Consider the following 15987-nt stretch of genomic DNA (forward strand, 5'->3'; position numbering starts at 1 on the left):
TTGTGCAAAGAAAAATCATTTGAAACTGAAAATGATTATTTTTATCAAAAAATTAGAAATGAACACATCATTACACGTTACCAGAACCAGTAGAAAAATGTTATCTCAAATTTTAAAAGGATATACATTAGCACAATTGAACGCCATTCCTGAGGGACATAATAATAATTTAATTTGGAATATTGCCCACATTGTAGTGGTGCAACAAATGCTAGTTTATAAATTATCGGGTCTTCCAATGAATATTTCAGATTCGTTGGTTGAAAAATATAAAAAAGGAACAAAGCCGGAACAAGATGCAACCCAAGCTGAAGTAGATGAAATTTATAATTTACTGATGGAAACCATCGATCAAACAGAGATTGATATGAATAATAATAGTTTTGTTAGCTACCAAGAATACCCCACTTCAACAGGTTTTGTTTTGAAAAATACTAAAGACGCTATGTTTTTTAATAGTTTTCATGAGGGGATTCATATTGGCGCTATTCTAGGTATTAGAAAATTCATTTAATTTTATTTTAATACCAAATAAGGATTTGCTTCTTTATAGGATATGAGCAACTCTTTTGGTCCATCTGCAAAGGATGCCGCTTCGTATGAGTTATAATACAATAACAATCCACGGTCAGTATAAAATATATTGAGCGGCAAGTGGAATACATTATTTTCAAATAAGTAGCCAGTTGAATTGATATTTTTGTCGTTAGGGATTTTATATTTAATTCTGAATTTATTCTCTGCAAACGCTTTAAATCCATTTTGGTCTTTAAACAATTGACTGTTCGAAATTGTTTTCCCTGTTGCAGGATCAAAAAGTAGTGAACGTAAGCCTTGGTATCCATGAGCTCCACCAGTATAAGTATAGTGCTTGATTTCAATATTTAAAATACTATCTGAGACGTACTTTACGGATCCCTCGATTTTTGCTTCCCAGCCAAAACTGTCTTTTGGGAATTCTTTTTGTAGTTTTTCATAGGAATCAATAAAGGACCTAGAGAGATCATTATAATTGGTTGCAGCGTATGGTTTTTCGCCAAAGTATACAATCTCTTTTAAAACTGAAAAGACTTTTTTATTGATGTTGTCAGCTACATCGGGGACGTCTTTTGCAATTGGAATTTTTATACTAATTTGAGGACAATTCTCTTTGCAGGGTAAACTCGTTTTTTTTAAGAATGATTGATCTTCAAAAACTAGCTCCTTAGAACAACGTGCCATAGAAAAAAGTAATAGGCTAAAAAGGATAATATTTTTCATCTCAAAAAGTGTTAATTTAATACAAAGGTATGGACTTGCTCCTTGTCAGAAATAATTTTAGCGGTAAGTTTGAGTAACCATTAAAACAATAAAATTTAAAGATATGAAATTCAATACAAAAACAATACATGGAGGGCAACATCATGATCCGTCAACTGGAGCAGTTATGCCACCCATTTTTCAAACTTCGACATATGCACAAACGAGCCCAGGCAAACCAATTGGTGATTATGTATATAGTAGGTCTGCAAATCCTACAAGATCAGCTTTAGAGGAAGCATTAGCAAGTATTGAAAATGGAGCAAAAGGATTGGCTTTTTCATCTGGATTAGCAGCTACTGATTGTTTGTTGCGTTCTTTTAAAGCGGGTGACGAAATTATTACAATGGACGATTTATATGGAGGTACGTATAGAATGTTTACTAAAATATATCATAATTCAGGAATTAAGTTTCATTATGTTGATATGAATGATTTGAAGAATGTTACATCATTAATTAACGAAAACACTAAAATGATTTGGGTTGAAACACCTACAAATCCATTAATGAAATTAGCCGATATTGCTGCAATAGCAAAAATTACTAAGGCTAATAATATTCTATTTGCAGTAGACAATACTTTTGCTACACCTTATTTGCAACGTCCATTGGATTTAGGTGCCGATGTGGTAATGCATTCGGCTACAAAATACCTTGCTGGACATTCTGATGTAGTGGCTGGGGCTTTGATTACTAAAACAGCTGAACTGGGGAAGCAATTGCACTTTCAGCAATTTGCGACAGGTGCTACTCTTGGGCCAATGGATAGCTTTTTAGTTCTAAGGGGAATAAAAACGTTGCACTTAAGAATGCAGAGGCATTGTGAAAACGGAGAAAAAGTGGCTGAATTTTTAAATAATCATCCAAAAGTAAAAACAGTCTATTACACAGGACTACCAAGTTATCCGTTTCATGAAATTGCTAAAAAGCAAATGAGTGGTTTTGGCGGAATGGTTTCTTTTGATTTTGTTTCAGGTAAAAAAGAAGATTCAATTGATTTCTTGGAAAAAGTTAAACTATTTACTTTGGCAGAATCATTAGGTGGTGTTGAATCATTAGCAAATCATCCTGCTTTAATGACGCATGCATCGATTCCTGAAGATAAACGTGCCGCAGTAGGTATTACGGATGATTTAGTACGCTTAAGTGTAGGTGTAGAAGATATTGAAGATTTATTGGAAGACTTAAAGAATGCATTAGCATAAATATAAAAAAAGGAGATCTTATAAAAAAGGCTTCTAAATAAAAAAGCCCAAATCTAAATTTTAGATTTGGGCTTTTATTTTATTTAAGAATAAATTATTTTATTCTGAAAGTAACTTTTCTTACTAGTTTTCTAGCTAATTCTGAATCTTTATCAACTGAATTATCTTCACCAGCTGCGATAACGTTCAATCTTGAAGCGTCAACATTAGCTTTTAATAAAATGCTTTTCACTTTAGCAGCTCTTGCATTAGATAATTTATCATTGTAAGCAGATCTTCCAATTTCGTCAGCATGACCAATAATATCAACTGAAGCTGTAGGATTGTTTCTTAAGTAAGTTAAGATAAAATCGATACCTTCTGTAGAAACATTTGTTGGTGTAGATTTGTTAAAATCAAAATAAGTAGCAACATAGCCACCATTAATTAAGCTTTTGATTAATTCATTGTTGCTTAACATTGGAGATTTGTCAGTTTTACTTGTATAGTTCTTCATGATGTAGTTTTCTACGTCATCTGGAACATTATTGTTGTTTGCGTCAACTGATACACCTTTAGTGTTAACTAAAGCACCTGCAGCAGTGTTAGGCTCTTGATCTAAATAATCAGCTACACCATCATTGTCAGTATCAAGCATTTTGTTCTCGATTGCAGCAATTTTTGCGTCAATTCCGTCTAAACGATCTTCATTGTCAATAACCCAGTCAGCATGTTTTACATTTTTACCTAAGTAAACTGTTAAACCAACTGTACCGTTGAAAAGAATTCCTTGAAATCCTTGGTGTTTACGAAATGTTGCAGCATCAAAAGATCTGTCTTGTGCAGCATTAAGAATAGTTGTAAAATCTCCTGTTAATGATACTCTGTTAGATAATTTAATTTGTCCAGTTATACCTGCCATGAAATTACCCATTCTGTCTTTTGCAGCAGAATTTTGATCTTCTAATTGAGCTAAACCAAAACCAGCGTGACCTAATAAACCAATTGTATTAGTCCAAGTTTCGAAACTCATGATTCTTCCTAAGTTAGCTACTGCTTGTAAGTCAACTCTGTAGTACTTAGTACTAAAGTCTTTAGAACTATTTTGTCCTTCAAAACTGTTGTAACCAAAGTCAGCTTTCAAACCAAATTTGTTATTAAACATGTATCTTGCTCCTAAATCAATTACATAAGGACTTGGTGTAGATGTAAAATAACCTGAAGTCATAGGTCTTTGTGGTTTGTTAACACCACCAGCCAATTCAATAGACCATTTGTTGTAATCTTCTTTTGTACTCTTTTCTGTCTCAGTTTGAGCACTCATTGTTGTAAATGCCGCAGCAAATACCAACGTAAGTATAAGTTTTTTCATTTTTTTCATTTTTAAATTCTAGGCAAAAATACGATATAATGTTTAATAAGAAATTTCAAACAGTTAATTATGTAATAATTAGCATTAATTCTGTAAATTGCGGGGAATGCTTAGGTTATTACTAATTTTTTACCTGTTTTTTTGCGAATATAAATTGCTAAACATTAATTTTTGTGACTTGATTTAGTTAGGGAAGTTATAAAAAGACGCGTTTTTATTTATAAAATGGTCTTTAAAACATCTGAAATTCTAATAAAGGCATTAAAATTAGTATGCTCCACCTTATAATCAATTTTTTCATGAGCCCAAGTAGTGTGAAACGGGATGTGAACAGCGTAACCGCCAATCGCTAAAACAGGTAAAACATCTGATTTTAAAGAGTTCCCTATCATAATGAATTCCTCTGGTTTTATTTCCAATCGCTTAATCAAATCAAGATAGTCCACTTCTTGTTTGTCTGACATGACTTCTATATGATGAAAGTATTTCCCTAATCCAGAATTGTGTAATTTTCTGCGTTGATCTAATAAATCTCCTTTAGTCGCTACAACTAGTTTGTATTTGCCATGTAAAGCTTCCAAGGTTTCTTCAACTCCGTCTAATAAAACAATAGGTTTCTCAATCAATTCCTTTCCGTACTGTATGATTTTTTCGATAATTTCTATTGGAATGGTATTGTTAGAAATTCTCATTGCCGCTTCAATCATAGAAAGGATGTATCCTTTTATGCCATACCCATACATTTTTAAATTATCAATTTCCACTTTAAACAGTTCTTGCGAAATTCCTTGATGCGATAAATAATCTTCCATCAAACCACAAAACTTCTTTTCGGTTTCATCAAAATAGGTTTCATTGATAAATAAAGTGTCATCTGCGTCGAAGGCTATTACTTTTAAATTTTTCATATTGTTTTTATGCTGTCAAAGAGGCATCCTCTTTTGTTTTATTAAATATATTTTTTATTGAAAATGTTTTCGTGTAAAAAGTAATTCGGATACCCAAAAGCAAAATTATACCACCAATTACCATATTGATTGTAATTTTCTCGTCTAAAAACGCCCAAGCTAAAATAGAGGTGAGAACTGCTTGACCCAATAAACTCAACGAAACTCTTGTGGGACGCATGTGTTGGGTTGCATAACTAACCGATAACCAAGCCATCAGTTGACAAACAACGGCTTGAATCAATAAAACGAACCAACCCGAATTTGAAAACCCAGAAAAAGGCTCATTCATCCAGATGCAGACTACTGCTAAGTAGAGAGTGGATGCCAGTAAACTAATAGTCATAAAGGACAGTACATCTATATGAGTCAGTGCTTTTTTACTAACCAATAAATAGATGGAGTAGAAAATTCCTGATAATACAGCTAATAGAAAGGAATTGTTAAAATCTAATTCCAGAAAGAATTTAAATCCCACTAACATCGCCATTCCAAAAAGGGCTACTATAGTTCCTATCCAAAAATTTAGAGCTGGTTTGGTTTTTAAAAACACATAAGAAATAATTCCCACCCATAACGGTGACAAATTGGTCAATAAAGAAGCTTGGGTTGCACTTGATTCCTGAATGGCAATATTCCAAACCGCAACATCCGAAGCAAATAAAACACCACAAAGGATTGCCAGTATCAAGTGTTTTTTCTCAGGTAATTTAAATTTTTTAGTGACAAGCACATAAGGTAATAACAAAGAAACAGCAATTGCCATCCTGTAAAATGCAGAAATTAACCCAGGAGCCAGCTTGAGTTTAATCAATATAGGGAAAATCGAAATACAAAGTATCCCGAAAACTAAAGCTAATCTTGGTTTTGCATTGGTCATTCTTTTTGCTATTAACTAATATAAACACGAATTTCACTAATTTACACAGTGTAGTTGGTGAAAAATAGTGAAATTCGTGTTTATACACTTTTCTTTTTTCTTAATTTATCGTCTCTCCATTAGAAACACCATCAGTATCTGGATTTACAAAAACCAGTTTTCCTTCGGTATTAGTAGACATCAAAATCATTCCTTGGCTTTCTACACCACGCAAGTTTCTTGGAGCTAAATTCACTAAAACAGTGACTTTCTTTCCAATGATATCTTCCGGTTTAAAACTTTCAGCAATTCCTGAAACAATCGTGCGAACATCTATTCCAGTATCCACTTTCAAAATCAACAATTTGTTGGCTTTTGGCATTTTCTCTGCTTCCAAGATCGTTCCTACACGAATATCCATTTTGGCAAAATCGTCAAACTGAATCGCTTCTTTTTGTGGTTCTGCTTTTTTGTTTTCGGCAGTATTAGCGGTTTTAGTCGCTTCTAGTTTGTCAATTTGTTTCTGAATTTCCTCGTCTTCAATTTTTGCAAAAAGCAATTCTGCTTCACCTATTTGGTGTCCACCCGGAAGTAAATCTGAAGTTTCTGAAATTGTACTCCAACTCAACGGACTTTCGATTTTCAATATTCGTGATAATTTTGTTGCTGTAAAAGGCAAGAACGGTTCGCAAAGTGAACTCAAAGCCGCAGCAATTTGAAGTGCTACATACATTTGAGTTTGAACACGACCTTCGTCGGTTTTTATCATTTTCCACGGCTCTTCGTCGGCCAAATATTTATTTCCTAAACGAGCCACATTCATTAATTCTCCAAGCGCTTCTCTAAAACGGTAACGCTCTAAAGAACTTGAAATAACTGCTGGATAGGCTTTCAATTCCGTTAAAGTTGCTTCATCCACTTCTGATAAGGTATTCGGGCTTGGAACAACTCCTTCGTAATATTTATTAGTCAAAACGACTACGCGGTTAATGAAGTTTCCAAAAATGGCAACCAATTCATTATTGTTTCTTGCTTGAAAATCTTTCCAAGTAAAGTCATTATCTTTTGTTTCTGGCGCATTTGATGTCAAAGCATAACGCAAAACATCTTGCTGATTTGGGAATTCTTCCAAATATTCGTGCAACCAAACTGCCCAGTTTTTAGAAGTCGATAATTTATTTCCTTCCAAGTTCAGGAACTCATTTGCTGGCACATTGTCTGGCAAAATATAGCTTCCTTCGGCTTTCAACATCGCAGGGAAAATAATACAATGAAAAACAATATTGTCTTTCCCTATAAAGTGAACCAATTTCGTATCTTGATCTTTCCAGTAAGGCTCCCAATCTTTTCCTTCGCGCAAAGCCCATTCTTTAGTAGAAGAAATGTAGCCAATTGGGGCATCAAACCATACATATAATTTTTTTCCTTCGGCACCTTTAACAGGAACATCAATTCCCCAATCAAGGTCACGCGTTACTGCACGAGGCTCAAGCCCGCCATCGATCCACGATTTTACTTGTCCGTAAACATTAGGTTTCCAGTCGTTTTTATGTCCTACAAGAATCCATTCTTTCAAGAAATCTTCGTAACGGTCCAAAGGTAAAAACCAGTGTTTCGTTGATTTCATAATAGGAGTTTCTCCCGTAATTGTTGATTTTGGGTTTATTAAATCCGTTGCGTTTAGTGTAGAACCACATTTCTCACATTGGTCACCGTATGCTTCTTCATTACCACATTTTGGGCAAGTTCCAGTTACAAAACGGTCAGCCAAGAACTGATCTGCTTTTGCATCATACAACTGCTCTGTTACTTGTTCTATAAAATCACCTTTTTCATATAATGTTCTAAAAAATTCCGAAGCAGTGTCATGATGAATTTTAGCCGAAGTTCTTGAGTAATTATCAAACGAAATTCCAAAATCAGAGAATGATTTACGGATTATTCCATCATATTTATCAATTACTTCTTGAGGAGTAATTCCTTCTTTTTTCGCTTTCATAGAAATTGCCACACCGTGCTCGTCGCTTCCGCATACAAACAAAACGTCTCTTCCTTGCAATCTTAAATATCTAGAATATATGTCAGATGGCACGTAAACACCCGCCAAATGGCCAATGTGAATGGGTCCGTTCGTATAAGGTAATGCCGCTGTAATCGTATATCTTTTTGGATTCTGTATCATGATTCAATTTTATTGAGTGCAAAAATAAGCAATAGAATTTTATTTGTAGCTATTTAGCTCCGCTGAATCTTCGATGTCCCGCTATCCGTTGCAATCTTATTATTTTTAAAGGAAAAAGAGAAAGGATTTTCACTGCAGATGAAGTTCACTGTACTCCGCAAAAATAGAAATTAAGTGAAGTAATCGGGGCTATGGATCTCTACTTAACTTGAAATTTGAATGCCAATGTGGGAAACCGTAAAGGATTGTATTTCAGTTATATTAAGTTTGTAGTTAGAGTGGCAAAAAATGCTGTTTTAATTAAAAACCTAATTTAAGTAAAATGAGAAAATTAATTACATTACTAATTATTGTACTATTACTATTTCCTAAAAAAGTAGAAGCTCAAAATAATGCCGCTGGTGCTTTAGCAGCCGTAGCTGGTTTAGCTGCTATCGGTGCGGGTATATTTGCCGCTGACCAAATGGAAGAACAAGCTGAACTAACTGCAACACAATGGATATTAAAGAACCACCCTGAATTAACTAGTTTTTCATTAAAAACATTGGCTTTTAATGGTAAAAAATTGAAAGATATGTCTTCTGTTTCTGTTATTTTATATAATATCCAGGAATTTCAACCTCAAGAAAAACCAGTTTTAAATGGTAAAAAACAGGTTTTGTTCGGATTTACTAGTAATGGTTGGGTAAGTGAAAGTGGAGTTAATTTTGATAAAGTAAAATGGTATTTAATTGATGAAAGCGAATGGGTTAAAATGATGACCTCTTACGTAAAAGTTGCTTCTGGAATTAATGATAATAGTTTAATTAAAAATAAATTAATTGAGGGTAAAATTGTAAATAAAGGTTTGAAAGTTAATGGCAAACTTGTTGTTCCTTTCTTTGAGTTGTCTGGTGATATGTATGTAGTTACTGATTATTCAAGCGAAATGAAATTTATATATAATGAAAGATCACTAGGGATTTTTCTAAAAGACACTAGGGATTTAGTTCAGATAGGAAGAAGTGAGATAATTGATATACACGAATACTTTTTTAGTAAATAATTTTAGTGAATTTGGCACAAGTTCGCAGTTTGTGCTTAAATTATTTTTAATACGTTTAAACAATTTAAGTTTGAACTTAATACATTAGTAGGTAAAGCCACATTTTTAATGTGGCTTTTTTTATATTTGCAAACTAGAATTTAAGATGATTGTATATCATGGCAAAAGGACCCGAAAAAAACACTAAAAACAAGGCTTTACACACCAAATTGCTAAATAGGAAAAAAGCTAAACTTCAAGAGGAGAAAAAAGCAAGCGCCTTACGTTTGAAAGCTTTAGTTACAAAAATGAATCAGCAAAAGAATAGTAACGATTCTGAGGTCAATTAACAAATAGCGTTAATTAATCAGTAGCTAAAAAAACATTTCCATTCCTCACTATTTTACCCGAAATTTGCATCATACTCCTTAAAAATTAAAAAAATGGAATTCGGTAAAATAATTCTTTCAGAAACGGCCGCTGCTAGCGAAAACCCACAAGACGTTATCAATTCTAATATTTCGGTAATTAACTTAATGCGTGAGGAAAAAATGGAGGACGATTTGATTCATGAAGATGCAATCATGAGTTATTATTTAGATTATTATAATGCACAATGTACCGAAGGGAATTTTGCTCAATTTGTATACAATTCAGGCTGGAATAGAGAATTAAACGAATTAGTAGAGGAAGGTCTGGCTTTGATTGGTGCGGAGAAACACTTGGAGTTTTTTCAACTACAAAGCAAGAAAGCTAAATTGATGAGCAGTGTAAAACGAGACAAATTCCTAAAAGGAAAACTAGAAGGTGTAAATCCTACTAGAGATATTTTAAACACACCACCATTTGCAACAATCGAAGAAGATTTAGTGACTTTAAACGCTAATTTTTTAAAATCCCATCCAGATACAGAAGTGCTTTCAGTAGATGATATGTTTGCTGTTTTGGAGGAATTTGTGGGTCACGAAATAAAAAGAGCTTAATGATTTAGATTATTTCGCAAATTATTACAAAGAAAAAACGAAAGGGTAAGTCCCTAAATTTAGCAAAACTTCGCGAATCTCTGTGTCTTCTTTGTGCCTCTTTGCGAAAATATTTCCTTAAAACTTTCCGCTGTAAGTATTAAACATTTCCTTAAATTTGCTTCCATTATATAAAAGAAGATTAATAAAATCAAGCTATGTTACAAATCGCATTTATTAGAGAGAATCAAGAAAAAGTAATCACCGCTTTGGCAAAAAGAAATATGGATGCCACTAGCGTAGTTGAAGAAGTTGTTCAATTAGATGAAAAACGTCGTGCTACACAAGTAGAATTAGACGGAATTTTATCTGAATCTAATAAATTATCCAAAGACATTGGTGAATTGATGAAAGCGGGAGAGAAATCAAAAGCCGCAATCTTAAAAGAAAAAACAGTTTTACTAAAAGAGAAAAGCAAAGTTTTGGCTGAATCAGCTGATGCGTTTGCAGCCGAACTTTTAGAAAAACTATACACTTTACCCAATCTTCCTGCTGATATTGTTCCTGTGGGAAAAACACCAGAAGAAAACTTAAATGTTTTTGAAGAAGGGGAGATTCCAGTTTTACACGAAGGTGCACAACCACACTGGGAATTGGTAAAAAAATACGACATCATCGATTTTGAGTTAGGAGTAAAAATTACGGGTGCAGGATTTCCTGTTTATAAAGGTAAAGGGGCAAGATTACAGCGTGCTTTGATCAATTATTTTTTAGACAAAAACACAGCAGCAGGTTACAATGAAGTGCAAGTTCCTCATATGGTAAACGAAGCTTCGGCATATGGAACTGGGCAATTGCCAGACAAAGAAGGGCAAATGTACCATGACAAAACGGATGATTTGTACTTAATTCCTACGGCTGAGGTTCCAGTGACGAATTTGTTTAGAGATGTAATCTTGAGCGAAAACGAATTACCAGTTTTAACAACTGCATATACACCATGTTTCCGAAGAGAAGCAGGTTCTTACGGTGCACACGTTCGTGGATTGAATCGTTTGCATCAATTTGATAAAGTCGAAATTGTACGCGTGGAGCATCCTGACAACTCTTACAAAGCGTTGGATGGAATGGTGGAACACGTAAAAGAAATTCTAAACGAATTAAAATTACCATACAGAATTTTACGCCTTTGTGGTGGCGATATGGGGTTCACATCGGCTTTGACTTATGATTTTGAAGTTTTTTCTACAGCACAAGACCGTTGGTTAGAAATTTCTTCTGTTTCTAATTTTGAGACTTTTCAAGCCAATCGTTTGAAATTACGTTTCAAAGACAAAGACGGAAAAAACCAATTGGCACACACACTAAACGGAAGTTCATTGGCTTTGCCAAGAGTTCTTGCGGGAATTTTAGAAAATTACCAAACTCCAGAAGGGATTGTAATACCTGAGGTATTGCGTCCATATTGTGGTTTTGATATTATAAATTAATTACTGTAAAATAAAGTAAATTTTTAAACCATTAAGAAATTTAGGAGCATTAAGCTTAATAAACTTAATTTCTTAATGGTTTAATTTTTTTTAGCCTAGATTTTGTTTCTATAAATAAAAATAATTTGCGGTTAATTTAGCGTTGTAATTCAATAATTTATTGCGATTAAAAACAGGAATAATGAAAAAACTCTTTCTACATATCACTTTGTTTTTTTCATTAGTTTGTTTTTCTCAAAACGAGCAATTGGCACAGTATTATTATGACAAAGGTGATTTTGAAAAAGCCAAAATAAGTTACGAAGAGTTACTGGAAAGCATACCTCAAAACTTGCAGTATTTCCTGAGAACTGTAGATTGCTACCAACAGTTACAACAATACGACATTGCCGAAAAAGCAATTCAAGCTCGCCTTGATAAATACAAACAAGGGAGTCTTCTAGTAGAATTAGGATACAATTTCCAACTCCAAAAAAAAGAGGATAAAGCTAAAATTAATTACGATTTAGCCTTAGACCGAATTCGGAAAAACCCGAATGAAGTATATGCGATTTCTAATTCATTTGAGAAGAAAGTATTATTGGACTATGCCTTAAAATCATATCAAATAGCTTCTGATCTCGTTCCTAATTATAATTTTAATTATCAAAAAGGACTGCTTTATGGGCAAATGGGAAATACTGAAATGATGATTTCGACCTTTCTTGACGAAGCTTTAGCCAATCCTCAAAATTCGATATTGATACAAAATCAATTAGCACGGTACATTACTGACGATGGCGATGCTGATTTTAGTAATCTTTTGCGAAAAGCATTAATTCTTAGAGTTCAAAAAAGCCAAGACCTATTTTGGAATCGGTATTTGAGTTGGTATTACGTCCAACAAAAAGAGTTTTCAAAAGCATTTATTCAGGAAAAAGCCATTTATAAGCGCAATCCAGAATCGCTAGCTAATATTGTTAGTTTGATTCAGCTTGCCATTGAAGAAGAGGATGAAGCCACTGCCAATGAAATGTTGAGTTTTGTAATAGAAAACACTAAGGATATAGAGTTGCTCGTTCAAGCGCATTCGTATATAATAAAATTAAAAATTGCTAAAGCCCAAGAAAGAGATTTTCCTGCAATCAACTCACAATTAGAGCGTTTGTTGACAGAATATGAAATAACACCTTTTACCTTATCTTTGCAATTGATTCAGGCGCATTTTGTAGCTTTTAATTTGAAAAACCCTGAAAAAGCAAGAGTAATAATAGCAAAAGCACTGGAATTACAATTGAATGATTATGATGTTGCGAAGGTGAAAATGGAGTTGGCAGATATTTTGCTGTATGAAGAAAAATTCAACCAAGCGTTGATTTATTATTCACAGATTGAAATGGATTTAAAGAATGATATTGTGGCACACGAAGCCAGTTTGAAAGCAGCAAAAACAAGTTATTTTAAAACAGATTTCGTTTGGGCGTTGAAGCAGTTCAAAGAACTAAAATCGGCCAATACACAATTGATTGCTAATGATGCTCTGGAATATTTTTTGTTGATTAATGACAATACTGTTGCTGATTCGACACAAACGGCATTAGCGGCATTTGCCAAAGGAGATTATTTGTTGTATCAAAATAGAAATCAGGAAGCGATTATACAGTTTCAGTCCATTTTGCAAAAATTCAAAGGACAGGAAATAGAAGCAGTAACGCTATTACGATTGGGTAAAATCTATGAAAAAACAGCCGATTATAATTTGGCTTTAAGCCAATATCAAGCAATTATTGACCATCATAGTGACGGAATTTACATAGATGAAGCACTGTATTTTTCAGCAGAAATTTATAATAAAAAAATAAACGAACCCGAAAAGGCAAAGCCATTATATGAAAAAATACTCTTTGGTCATGAAGACAGTATTTATTTTGTAGAAGCAAGAAAAAGCTTCAGAAGATTAAGAGGAGATAAAAATCTATAGAAAGGTTAATCGGTTATTTGGTTAACCGATTAAACAATTAACCAGTTAACCCAATTAACACATGATAATATACAACGTTACCACAAACATACATGAAAGCGTTCACGATCAATGGATGATCTGGATGCAACACAAACACATACCTGAAATTCTGGCCACAGGGAAATTCTCTTCTGCTCGATTAGTTCGCGTTTTGATAGAGGAAGAAATGGGCGGAGTTACCTATTCGGCTCAATATACTACAGACAGCAAAGAAACATTAGAAAAATATTACCAAGAAGATGCCCCTGGATTTCGTGAAGAAGGAGCAAAATTATTTGGAGACAAAATGCTGGCTTTTAGAACAGAATTAGAAGTGATTTCGGATCATTAAATAAGTATTCAGTTTAGGTGTTTCTGCATCAAAAAGGAATTTAGTAGCTACATTAGAGGAAGCAAATGATCTTCTCTAATTTAAAAAATAGTTTAAGGAATAAGTATTGAGTTGGGAAACTTGGAACTTTAACATTAAACTTTAAACACAAAACATGGAAAAAGTAAAAGCCAAAAAACACCTCGGACAACATTTCTTGAAAGACGAAAGCATTGCTAAAGACATTGCTGATACGTTGAACCTAGAAGGGTATGATGATGTATTAGAAATAGGACCTGGAATGGGAGTGTTAACAAAATACTTGTTAGACAAGCCCATAAATACGTATGTAATCGAGATTGATACAGAATCTGTTACATACTTAGATGAAAATTATCCAAAATTAAAAGACAAGATTATCTCAAAAGATTTCTTGAGATACAATATCAATGAAGTTTTTGAAGGCAAACAATTTGCGATTATAGGGAATTTCCCGTACAATATATCGACACAAATTGTTTTTAAAACGTTGGAAATGAGAGATCAAATTCCTGAATTTGCAGGGATGTTCCAAAAAGAAGTGGCGCAACGTATTTGTGAAAAAAAAGGAACAAAAGCCTACGGAATATTATCAGTTTTGGCGCAAGCATTTTATGATGCTGAATATTTATTTACTGTTGACGAAAATGTTTTTATTCCGCCACCCAAAGTAAAATCAGGGGTGTTGCGTTTGCGTAGAAAAGCAGATTACAGTTTGCCTTGTGGCGAAAAGTTATTTTTTACGGTAGTGAAAACCGCTTTTCAACAACGTCGTAAAACATTACGTAACAGTTTAAAAACGCTAAACTTATCCGATAATTTACGAGAAGATCCTATCTTTGATCTTCGTCCAGAACAGCTGGATGTAGCACAATTTATAGCATTGACCCAAAAAATTGAAGCCGATGGAATTTAAAATCAGTAAAGACTTAATTCAGCAAATAGCACAACTTATTCAAGAAAAAAATAACCAGCAACTGGAAGTTTTGTTGAATGATATGCATCATGCTGATTTTGCAGAAATTCTGGATGAGGTTAGCATCGAGGAAGCTACCTATATTTTCCAAGTTTTAGACAGTGAGAAAACAGCCGAAATTCTCCTTGAATTGGACGATGATTTACGAGAGAAAATATTAAGCCGATTGTCTTCGAAAGAAATTGCAGAGGAGCTCGATGAGTTAGAAACCAATGATGCGGCCGATATTATTGGAGAGCTTTCCAAGGATAGAAAAGCCGAGGTAATATCGGAACTTCAAGATATTGAACACGCCAAAAGTATTGTCGATTTATTGCGTTATGACGAGGATACAGCGGGTGGAATCATGCACAAAGAATTGGTAAAAGTCAATGAGAATTGGAACGTGATGACTTGCGTAAAAGAAATGCGAATACAGGCAGAAAATATTTCCAGAGTACATTCAATTTACGTTGTTGATGACGACAATAAGCTCAAGGGACGTTTGTCGCTGAAGGATTTGCTGACGGCGCCAACTACCAAAACGCCAATAAGCGAATTTTATATTCGAAAACTGAATTATGTAGGTGTTGAAATGGCTGATGTTGAGGTAGCCCGAATAATGGATAAATACGACCTCGAAGCTATTCCAGTTGTGGATGAATTGGGGCGTTTGGTAGGTCGCATCACGATTGATGATGTGATTGATGTCATAAAAGACGAAATAGAAAAAAGGGATACCGAAGATATTCAAAAATTTGGTGGTTTGGAAGCACTTGAATTACCCTATGTGCAAACAAGACTTTTCGAAATGGTCAAAAAACGGGCCACTTGGTTGGTAATTTTATTTGTTGGAGAAATGTTTACCGCTTCGGCAATGGGATTTTTTGAAGGAGAAATCGAAAAAGCGGTTGTTTTGGCACTGTTTGTTCCACTTATCATTTCGAGTGGGGGGAATTCTGGTTCACAAGCCGCCACTTTGATTATTCGTGCTATGGCGTTGAAAGAATTAGACCTCAAAGACTGGTGGTTTGTAATGAAAAAAGAAATTGCCTCAGGATTTTTATTGGGTTCTATATTAGGGATTGTAGGATTTATTAGAATAATGATTTGGCAACAAACGGGATTGTATCAATATGGTATTCATTGGGTTGCGGTTGCAATGACGGTTTCAATTTCATTAGTATTTATAGTTTTATGGGGAACACTTTCAGGCTCGATGATACCTTTTTTATTAAAAAAACTTAGATTAGACCCTGCAACATCTTCAGCACCATTTGTAGCAACTTTGGTAGATGTGACAGGTTTGGTTATTTATTTTACAATTGCTTCCTTATTATTAAAAGGGAAGTTATTATGA

Annotated in this window: 15 protein-coding genes; 10 read left to right on the forward strand and 5 right to left on the reverse strand. The window is 34.0% G+C overall.

Going from position 1 to position 15987, the window contains the following annotated elements; all coding sequences use genetic code 11:
* The first annotated feature begins 58 nt into the window (after positions 1 to 58).
* Positions 59 to 514: a DinB family protein gene (locus tag AB3G39_RS02935; protein ID WP_369765974.1), complete on the forward strand. Its 456-nt coding sequence runs from the start codon at positions 59 to 61 to the stop codon at positions 512 to 514.
* Positions 515 to 516: 2 nt separating this feature from the next.
* On the opposite strand, the gene AB3G39_RS02940 is transcribed toward AB3G39_RS02935, so the two are convergent.
* Positions 517 to 1260, reverse strand: a complete 744-nt coding sequence (locus AB3G39_RS02940) for a PdaC/SigV domain-containing protein (RefSeq protein WP_369765975.1) — start codon at positions 1258 to 1260, stop codon at positions 517 to 519.
* A gap of 103 nt (positions 1261 to 1363) precedes the next feature.
* On the opposite strand from AB3G39_RS02940, the gene AB3G39_RS02945 reads away from it, so the two are divergent.
* Entirely contained in the window at positions 1364 to 2506 is a 1143-nt protein-coding gene (locus tag AB3G39_RS02945) for a cystathionine gamma-synthase (protein WP_367772576.1), read from the forward strand.
* Between the two features lie 94 nt (positions 2507 to 2600).
* On the opposite strand, the gene AB3G39_RS02950 is transcribed toward AB3G39_RS02945, so the two are convergent.
* The 4 genes from AB3G39_RS02950 to metG form a co-directional block, all read right to left on the reverse strand.
* Positions 2601 to 3857 (reverse strand): OmpA family protein, encoded by a 1257-nt coding sequence (locus AB3G39_RS02950; RefSeq protein WP_369765976.1) that lies wholly within the window; start codon positions 3855 to 3857, stop codon positions 2601 to 2603.
* A gap of 218 nt (positions 3858 to 4075) precedes the next feature.
* A complete protein-coding gene (locus AB3G39_RS02955) occupies positions 4076 to 4765 on the reverse strand; it encodes an HAD family hydrolase (protein ID WP_367755952.1) in 690 nt (229 codons plus the stop codon).
* A 7-nt stretch (positions 4766 to 4772) separates the two neighbouring features.
* Positions 4773 to 5684 (reverse strand): DMT family transporter, encoded by a 912-nt coding sequence (locus AB3G39_RS02960; protein WP_369769673.1) that lies wholly within the window; start codon positions 5682 to 5684, stop codon positions 4773 to 4775.
* Between the two features lie 100 nt (positions 5685 to 5784).
* A complete protein-coding gene (metG, locus tag AB3G39_RS02965) occupies positions 5785 to 7845 on the reverse strand; it encodes a methionine--tRNA ligase (RefSeq protein WP_369769674.1) in 2061 nt (686 codons plus the stop codon).
* A gap of 322 nt (positions 7846 to 8167) precedes the next feature.
* Between metG and AB3G39_RS02970 the strand changes: the two genes are divergently transcribed.
* The 8 genes from AB3G39_RS02970 to mgtE all read left to right on the forward strand — a co-directional run bounded on the left by AB3G39_RS02970 (position 8168) and on the right by mgtE (position 15987).
* A complete protein-coding gene (locus AB3G39_RS02970) occupies positions 8168 to 8890 on the forward strand; it encodes a hypothetical protein (protein WP_367755946.1) in 723 nt (240 codons plus the stop codon).
* 158 nt (positions 8891 to 9048) lie between these two features.
* Complete coding sequence (locus AB3G39_RS02975; RefSeq protein WP_369769675.1) at positions 9049 to 9219, forward strand: hypothetical protein; 171 nt, start codon at positions 9049 to 9051, stop codon at positions 9217 to 9219.
* A gap of 93 nt (positions 9220 to 9312) precedes the next feature.
* A complete protein-coding gene (locus AB3G39_RS02980; protein WP_367755944.1) occupies positions 9313 to 9852 on the forward strand; it encodes a hypothetical protein in 540 nt (179 codons plus the stop codon).
* A 197-nt stretch (positions 9853 to 10049) separates the two neighbouring features.
* Complete coding sequence (serS, locus tag AB3G39_RS02985) at positions 10050 to 11321, forward strand: serine--tRNA ligase (RefSeq protein WP_369752777.1); 1272 nt, start codon at positions 10050 to 10052, stop codon at positions 11319 to 11321.
* Between the two features lie 181 nt (positions 11322 to 11502).
* Positions 11503 to 13281, forward strand: a complete 1779-nt coding sequence (locus tag AB3G39_RS02990; RefSeq protein ID WP_367772563.1) for a tetratricopeptide repeat protein — start codon at positions 11503 to 11505, stop codon at positions 13279 to 13281.
* 61 nt (positions 13282 to 13342) lie between these two features.
* Positions 13343 to 13654 (forward strand): DUF4286 family protein, encoded by a 312-nt coding sequence (locus AB3G39_RS02995; RefSeq protein ID WP_367772561.1) that lies wholly within the window; start codon positions 13343 to 13345, stop codon positions 13652 to 13654.
* A 154-nt stretch (positions 13655 to 13808) separates the two neighbouring features.
* Positions 13809 to 14588 (forward strand): 16S rRNA (adenine(1518)-N(6)/adenine(1519)-N(6))-dimethyltransferase RsmA, encoded by a 780-nt coding sequence (gene rsmA, locus AB3G39_RS03000; protein ID WP_367755935.1) that lies wholly within the window; start codon positions 13809 to 13811, stop codon positions 14586 to 14588.
* Positions 14578 to 15987, forward strand: coding sequence for a magnesium transporter (mgtE, locus tag AB3G39_RS03005; RefSeq protein WP_367755933.1), 1410 nt, complete (start codon positions 14578 to 14580; stop codon positions 15985 to 15987). Before rsmA ends, mgtE begins: the two co-directional genes overlap by 11 nt.

It is taken from the genome of Flavobacterium sp. WC2416 (genome assembly GCF_041200095.1).
Taxonomy (GTDB): Bacteria; Bacteroidota; Bacteroidia; order Flavobacteriales; family Flavobacteriaceae; genus Flavobacterium.